Below are 6,321 nucleotides of genomic sequence, written 5' to 3'. Positions count from 1 at the left end.
CACCGCCGTGCCGCGAGACCGTCACCGTCACCCGCTCCGACACCACCCGCCAGCCGCCGTCCGTGTCGGGCTCCAGCACGGCCCGTGGATCCGGCTCGGGCGGATCACCCGACAGCGCGTACGACGGCGACGGCCCGTCGCCGTCCCAGCCCCAGAAGACGGCCCCGCCGACCGCCACCCACACCCGCAGCTCCGCCCGCGCGAACCGGACGATCCCGCCGCCCGCCAACGGCTCCGCGCCACTCATCGCTCCGGGCACCCTGGCCCGCTCCGCACCGCGCGCCGGCAGGTCCCGCTCGTCCGTACGCCGCCGGCGCCAGGCCGACCGCACCGTCCGCATCCCCCGCGGCGAACCCGCGTCCTTCATCGAGCGCAGCAGCTCACGACCGTTCATGCTGATCAGCCTGCCACCCGGCCGAGACCGAACGGGCCGCGTTCAACTCCCGTTCACCCATGGTGCGACCACATGTCGCCGGGGCCCCTCCCGGGCGCCCGGCAGGGCATGTCTGGTGCGAAAGACGATCACATGGCATCGTCCGTAGGAGGCGGGACGCACCTCCACACCTGTGCGCGCGCCCCACGCACACGACGCGTCCGAGCCAGACCGGGAGCCACCGCATGACCTCAGCAGCAAGGCCGGCGCCACTGTGGCAGCCTGACGCCGACCGGATCGCGGCAGCGCACGTGACCAGGTTCCAGGCATGGGCGGCCGACCGGTACGGGGCCCCGGCCGACGGCGGCTACGCGGCGCTGCACGAGTGGTCGGTCACCGAACTCGAAACCTTCTGGACGGCCGTCGCCGACTGGTTCGACGTACGGTTCTCCACCCCGTACGAACGCGTGCTCGGCGACCGCGCCATGCCCGGCGCCGAGTGGTTCCCCGGCGCCACCCTCAACTACGCCGAGCACGCCCTGCGTACCGCCGAGGACCCGGCGCACGCCGGTGAACCCGCGCTCCTGCACGTGGACGAGACACAGGAACCGACACCGCTGAGCTGGGCGGAACTGCGCCGCCAAGTGGGCTCCCTCGCCGCGGAGCTGCGCGCCGTCGGCGTACGCCCCGGCGACCGCGTCAGCGGCTACCTCCCCAACATCCCACAGGCCGTCGTCGCCTTCCTCGCCAGCGCCGCCGTCGGAGCCGTCTGGACCTCCTGCGCACCCGACTTCGGCGCCCGCAGCGTCCTCGACCGCTTCCAGCAGATCGAGCCCGTCGTCCTGTTCACCGTCGACGGCTACCGCTACGGCGGCAAGGAACACGACCGCACCGGGACCGTCGCCGAACTCCGCGCCGAACTGCCCACCCTGCGCGCCGTCGTCCACATCCCGCTCCTCGGCACCCCGGCCCCCGACGGCGCGCTCGACTGGTCCGCCCTCACCTCCGCCGACACCGAACCCGTCTTCGAGCAGGTGCCGTTCGCCCACCCGCTCTGGGTCCTGTACTCCTCCGGCACCACCGGCCTCCCCAAGGCCATCGTCCAGTCGCAGGGCGGCATCCTCCTCGAACACTTCAAGCAGATCGGCCTGCACTGCGACCTCGGTCCCGGCGACCGATTCTTCTGGTACACCTCCACCGGCTGGATGATGTGGAACTTCCTCGTCTCCGGCCTCCTCACGGGGACGACGGTCGTCCTGTACGACGGCAGCCCCGGCTACCCCGACACCGGAGCCCAGTGGGGCGTCGCCGAACGGACCGGAGCCACCCTCTTCGGCACCTCCGCCGCCTACGTCATGGCCTGCCGCAAGGCGGACGTGCACCCCGCACGTGACCACGACCTGTCCAAGATCGCCTGCGTCGCCACCACCGGCTCGCCCCTGCCGCCCGACGGCTTCCGCTGGCTCCACGACGAGGTCGCCGACGACCTGTGGATCGCCTCCGTCAGCGGCGGCACCGACGTCTGCACCTGCTTCGCCGGAGCCGTCCCCACCCTCCCCGTCCACATCGGCGAACTCCAGGCCGCCTGCCTCGGCACCGACCTCCGGGCCTGGGACCCGCACGGCGAACCCGTCACCGACGAGGTCGGCGAACTCGTCGTCACCAACCCCATGCCGTCGATGCCCGTCAAGTTCTGGAACGACCCCGACGGCAGCCGCTACCACGACAGTTACTTCGACATGTACCCCGGCGTCTGGCGCCACGGGGACTGGATCACCCTCACCGACCGCGGCTCGGTCGTCATCCACGGCCGCTCGGACTCCACACTCAACCGCCAGGGCGTACGGATGGGCTCGGCCGACATCTACGAAGCCGTGGAACGCCTCCCCGAGATCCGCGAATCCCTGGTCATCGGCCTGGAGGAACCGGACGGCGGCTACTGGATGCCGCTCTTCGTCCATCTCGCCGAAGGCGCCGTACTCGACGACCCCCTGCGCGCCCGGATCAAGGCGACCATCCGTCAGGAACTCTCCCCGCGCCACGTCCCGGACACGGTCATCGAGGTTCCGGCCGTCCCGCACACACTCACCGGCAAGCGGATCGAGGTCCCGGTGAAGCGCCTGCTCCAGGGCACGGAGCTGGCCAAGGCGGTCAACCCCGGCTCCGTCGACAATCTGGAACTGCTGCACTTCTACGAGTCCCTGGCCCGGGAGCGCCGCGCGAACCGCTCGTGAGCGCCGTTGTCAGACCCCCCGATTACTCTGAGTGAGCAGTGATCGACAGTGCTCAGGGGGAGTCATGGCGCGCACCAACCGCGGCAACGCGAACGGCAAGAACACGAACCGCAGGAACACCCGCGGCAAGAACGGCAGCCGCAGGAACGACAGGAGTGACAGGAGCGGCAGCAAGGCCGAACGGACCGGCCCGGCGGGCACATCGCGCGGCGCACGGAGCGAACTGCTCGCGCTGCGCGCCGAAGTGCCGTGCACCGTCGGCCTGCTCGCCGACGAGCAGGACTTCGCCGCCATGCGGCGCTACCGCACCTTCACCTTCGACGACCACCAGAGGTATCTCCGGCAGATCGACGGACTGCTCCGCACCCTCGCGACCGAGGGAGCGCACACCTCGGTCGCGCTCTTCGACCCGGAGGAGTTCGCCGAGTACTGCGCGGAGACCGGCCACGCCCCGGACGCCCCGGCCAGCCGGAGCCGCTTCACCGCACGCATCGCGGCGACCGGCGGTGCCCTCGTCACCTACACCGGGCAGCCCGTCGAACGACTCGTGCCACAACTCATCAACACCGCCGTCCGCAAGGCCACATGGGAGTACGCGACGATCGTCCTCGCCGACCTCGGGGACTGCGCCGACTGCGGCGTGGACATCGGACGCGCCTCGTTCGACCGCGCCTCACGGCTCCTCACCCATCTGATCGAACGGGGCGGACCGGGCACACACCATCTCGTCTGCAGCATCCCCACGCCGGACGAACAACTCCTGGCGGCCCTCCATCTGCAACGGCCCGACACCGGCCCCGCCCTGCTGGACGCCTCGGAGAGCGCGGAGTTCGTCACCGTCCTCGCCGCCGGCATCGCGCTCGACAGCCCGGGCGGGGTCGTGCTCCGTACGACCGTGCCCGACGCCCCGGACAGGCTCCACGGCTGGCGGCTCAGGAACAGCACCCTCGCACCGCTCAGCGAGGGCCAGGTCTTCAGCGCCTACTGCACCGACGCCGACACCGGCGAACCCCTCTCCCCGGAACCGGGGGTGGAGTACCGCGCGGGGTTCGATCTCGGCATCGAGGACCCGGACATCCACCGCTGAACGCGAAGAGCTTCCCGCCGCCGACGCGACGGGAAGCTCCTGAGGACGCGGACCGGCCGAGCCGCCGGCCCCGCGGGTCACTCGCCGGACAGCACCGCCTGAGCGGCCGACCTCGCTCCCTCGGCGGTGTCGGCCGCCCGCGCGGCGGCAGCGGCACGCTCACACTGCGCGAGCGAGAACTTCGCCAACGTCGCCCGTACGTAGGGGATCGACGCGGCGCCCATCGACAGCGACGTCACACCCAGCCCGGTGAGCACACACGCCAGCAGCGGATCGGAGGCCGCCTCACCGCACACACCACAGCTCTTGCCCTCGGCCCCGGCCGCCTCCGCCGCCATCGCCACCAGATCGAGCAGCGCGGGCTGCCACGGGTCCTGCAACCGCGACACCGCGCCCACCTGCCGGTCGGCGGCGAAGGTGTACTGCGCGAGGTCATTGGTCCCCAGCGAAAGGAACTCGACCTCCTGCAGGATCGAACGCGCCCGCAGAGCGGCGGACGGAATCTCCACCATCGCCCCGAACTTGGCGTTGAGCCCCGCCTCGCGGCACGCGTCGGCGAACGCCTTGGCATCGGTGCGGTCGGCCACCATCGGCGCCATGACCTCCAGATACACCGGCAGGCCCTCGGCGGCCTTCGACAGCGCGGTGAGCTGGGTCCGCAGTACGTCCGGGTGATCCAGCAGACTCCGCAGCCCCCGCACACCGAGCGCCGGGTTCGGCTCGTCCGCGGGGGTCAGGAAGTCCAGCGGTTTGTCGGCCCCCGCGTCCAACACCCGTACGACCACCCGGCCTTCGGGGAACGCCTCCAGCACCTGCCGGTACACCTCGACCTGCTTCTCCGCCGACGGCGCCCGCTTGCTGTCGTCGAGGAACAGGAACTCGGTACGGAACAGACCCACGCCCTCGGCGCCCGCCTCGACGGCCGCCGGCACGTCGGCGGGACCGCCGACGTTCGCGAGCAACGGCACCTTGTGCCCGTCGGAGGTCGCGCCCGGCCCCGAGGAGGCGGCCAGCGCGGCCCGCCGCGCCGCGGCCGACTCCTCAAGCTCCGCCCGCTTCTCCGGGCCCGGCTCGACGAAGACCTCACCGGTACTGCCGTCGACAGCCACCATCGTGCCCTCGGCCAGCTCACCCGCACCGGGCAGCGCCACCACTGCGGGCACCCCCAGCTGGCGCGCGAGAATCGCGCTGTGACTGGTCGGCCCGCCCTCCTCGGTCACGAACCCGAGCACGAGCGTCGGATCCAGCAGCGCGGTGTCGGCGGGAGCCAGGTCACGCGCGATCAGTACATACGGTTCGTCGCTGTCCGGTACGCCCGGCATCGGCACCCCGAGCAGCCGCGCCACGATGCGGTTCCGCACGTCGTCCAGGTCGGCGACCCGCCCGGCCAGGTACTCACCGGCGCCCGCGAGCAGCGCCCGGTAGGACGCGAACGCGTCGTACACCGCGCGCTCCGCCGTGCTCCCGACGGCGATACGCCGCTCCACGTCGGACATGAGCTCCGGGTCCTGGGCCATCATGGCCTGCGCTTCGAGCACCCCCTGCGCCTCACCGCCGGCCAGATTGCCCCGAGCGATCAGGTCGGCGGCCACGGCCTCGACGGCCTGGCGGGCTCGCCCCTGTTCGCGCCCGGCCTCCTCGGTCGGGATCTGCTTGGCCGGCGGTTCCAGAACCGCTGTGCCCATGTGCCGAACCTCGCCGATAGCCACCCCGTGGCTGACGCCGACGCCTCGCAGCGTTGTCTGCATTGCACCCGTCTCCGGTTGTGCGGCGACCGACCGGATCGCCGCGGTTGATGAACTGACCGCCGGTCATGACGGCCGACGGCCGTGACGACTGTGCTGCCTGGGTCACCGCCAGCCGAAGAGCGCGTCGCCGGCCTTCACTTCTCCGTCCCGGACGACATCGGACAGCGCGTCGGCGCTCGCGTCGAGCGCCACCACCGGGCACACCGGCGACTTCCCGGCCGCCTCGACATCGGCGGGGTTCCAGCGCACGACGGCCTGACCGCGCGTCACGGTGTCGCCCTTGGTGACGAGCAGATCAAACCCCGCGCCGTTGAGCTGGACGGTGTCGATGCCCAGGTGCGTCAGCACACCGTGTCCCTCGGAGTCGAGGACGACGAAGGCGTGCGGATGCAGGGACACCACGATGCCGTCGATCGGCGAAACGGCCTCGGACGGCTCACGAACAGGGTCGATCGCGGTACCGGGCCCGACCATCGCGTCGGAGAACACCGGATCCGGCACAGCCGCGAGTCCGATGGCGCGTCCAGCAAGTGGGGACGTCACGCTGGTCATGGGGGAGCCTCCCAGGGGGCGGAGATTCGTCTGGCGCCGTCACTACCTGTCATGGACGACGTACCGTTCAGAAGCGTAAGTCATATGAAGTGACGGTTCCGCCCGAGAGCTGCCAGTTGGCGGTCCCGCCGCGGCCCGAAAGCGATTTGCCTGCCCGACGGGGCGACGTGTACGGTCGTACCCCTGCCTGACCCCGAGGCGACTTCGTGTCGTCGGTCGGCAGCATCCATCAAGCCAGGAAACTCTCTCAGATTTATGGCTTTCGCATGTCTGCGGAAGCGGTGGTCAGGGAAAGCGAAAAAGCCTGATACTGTTTGAAACGTAAGG

The 6,321-nt window shown here is 71.0% G+C and carries 4 protein-coding genes and 1 pseudogene; 2 read left to right on the top strand and 3 right to left on the bottom strand.

Going from position 1 to position 6,321, the window contains the following annotated elements; genetic code table 11:
• Nucleotides 1-394, bottom strand: a pseudogene (locus tag GXP76_RS33205) (glycosyl hydrolase); the annotation flags it as partial.
• Between the two features lie 224 nt (nucleotides 395-618).
• Here GXP76_RS33205 and GXP76_RS33200 point away from each other — a divergent pair.
• Together GXP76_RS33200 and GXP76_RS33195 are read left to right on the top strand one after the other, a co-directional pair.
• On the top strand, nucleotides 619-2,607 hold the full coding sequence (locus GXP76_RS33200) for an acetoacetate--CoA ligase (protein ID WP_242575335.1): 1,989 nt from the start codon (nucleotides 619-621) through the stop codon (nucleotides 2,605-2,607).
• A 64-nt stretch (nucleotides 2,608-2,671) separates the two neighbouring features.
• Nucleotides 2,672-3,694, top strand: a complete 1,023-nt coding sequence (locus tag GXP76_RS33195) for a hypothetical protein (RefSeq protein WP_242575334.1) — start codon at nucleotides 2,672-2,674, stop codon at nucleotides 3,692-3,694.
• A 77-nt stretch (nucleotides 3,695-3,771) separates the two neighbouring features.
• Here the strand turns inward: GXP76_RS33195 and ptsP are convergent, their stop codons facing one another.
• Together ptsP and GXP76_RS33185 are read right to left on the bottom strand one after the other, a co-directional pair.
• The gene (ptsP, locus tag GXP76_RS33190; protein WP_242575333.1) at nucleotides 3,772-5,442 is read right to left on the bottom strand and encodes a phosphoenolpyruvate--protein phosphotransferase; all 1,671 of its coding nucleotides are present in this window, start codon (nucleotides 5,440-5,442) and stop codon (nucleotides 3,772-3,774) included.
• 102 nt (nucleotides 5,443-5,544) lie between these two features.
• The gene (locus GXP76_RS33185) at nucleotides 5,545-5,994 is read right to left on the bottom strand and encodes a PTS glucose transporter subunit IIA (protein ID WP_242575332.1); all 450 of its coding nucleotides are present in this window, start codon (nucleotides 5,992-5,994) and stop codon (nucleotides 5,545-5,547) included.
• Between the last annotated feature and the right edge of the window lie 327 nt (nucleotides 5,995-6,321).

The sequence above is a fragment of the Streptomyces sp. NP-1717 genome, from assembly GCF_022695985.1.
GTDB lineage: Bacteria > Actinomycetota > Actinomycetes > Streptomycetales > Streptomycetaceae > Streptomyces.
The sequence above is the reverse complement of the archived record's forward strand: the minus strand, read 5'-3'. Positions and strand labels throughout refer to the sequence as shown.

Coding starts and splice junctions, on each gene's coding strand:
- GXP76_RS33200 (WP_242575335.1), top strand. CDS start 619: ATGACCTCAGCAGCAAGGCCGGCGCCACTGTGGCAGCCTGACGCCGAC.
- ptsP (WP_242575333.1), bottom strand. CDS start 5,442: ATGCAGACAACGCTGCGAGGCGTCGGCGTCAGCCACGGGGTGGCTATC.
- GXP76_RS33185 (WP_242575332.1), bottom strand. CDS start 5,994: ATGACCAGCGTGACGTCCCCACTTGCTGGACGCGCCATCGGACTCGCG.
- GXP76_RS33195 (WP_242575334.1), top strand. CDS start 2,672: ATGGCGCGCACCAACCGCGGCAACGCGAACGGCAAGAACACGAACCGC.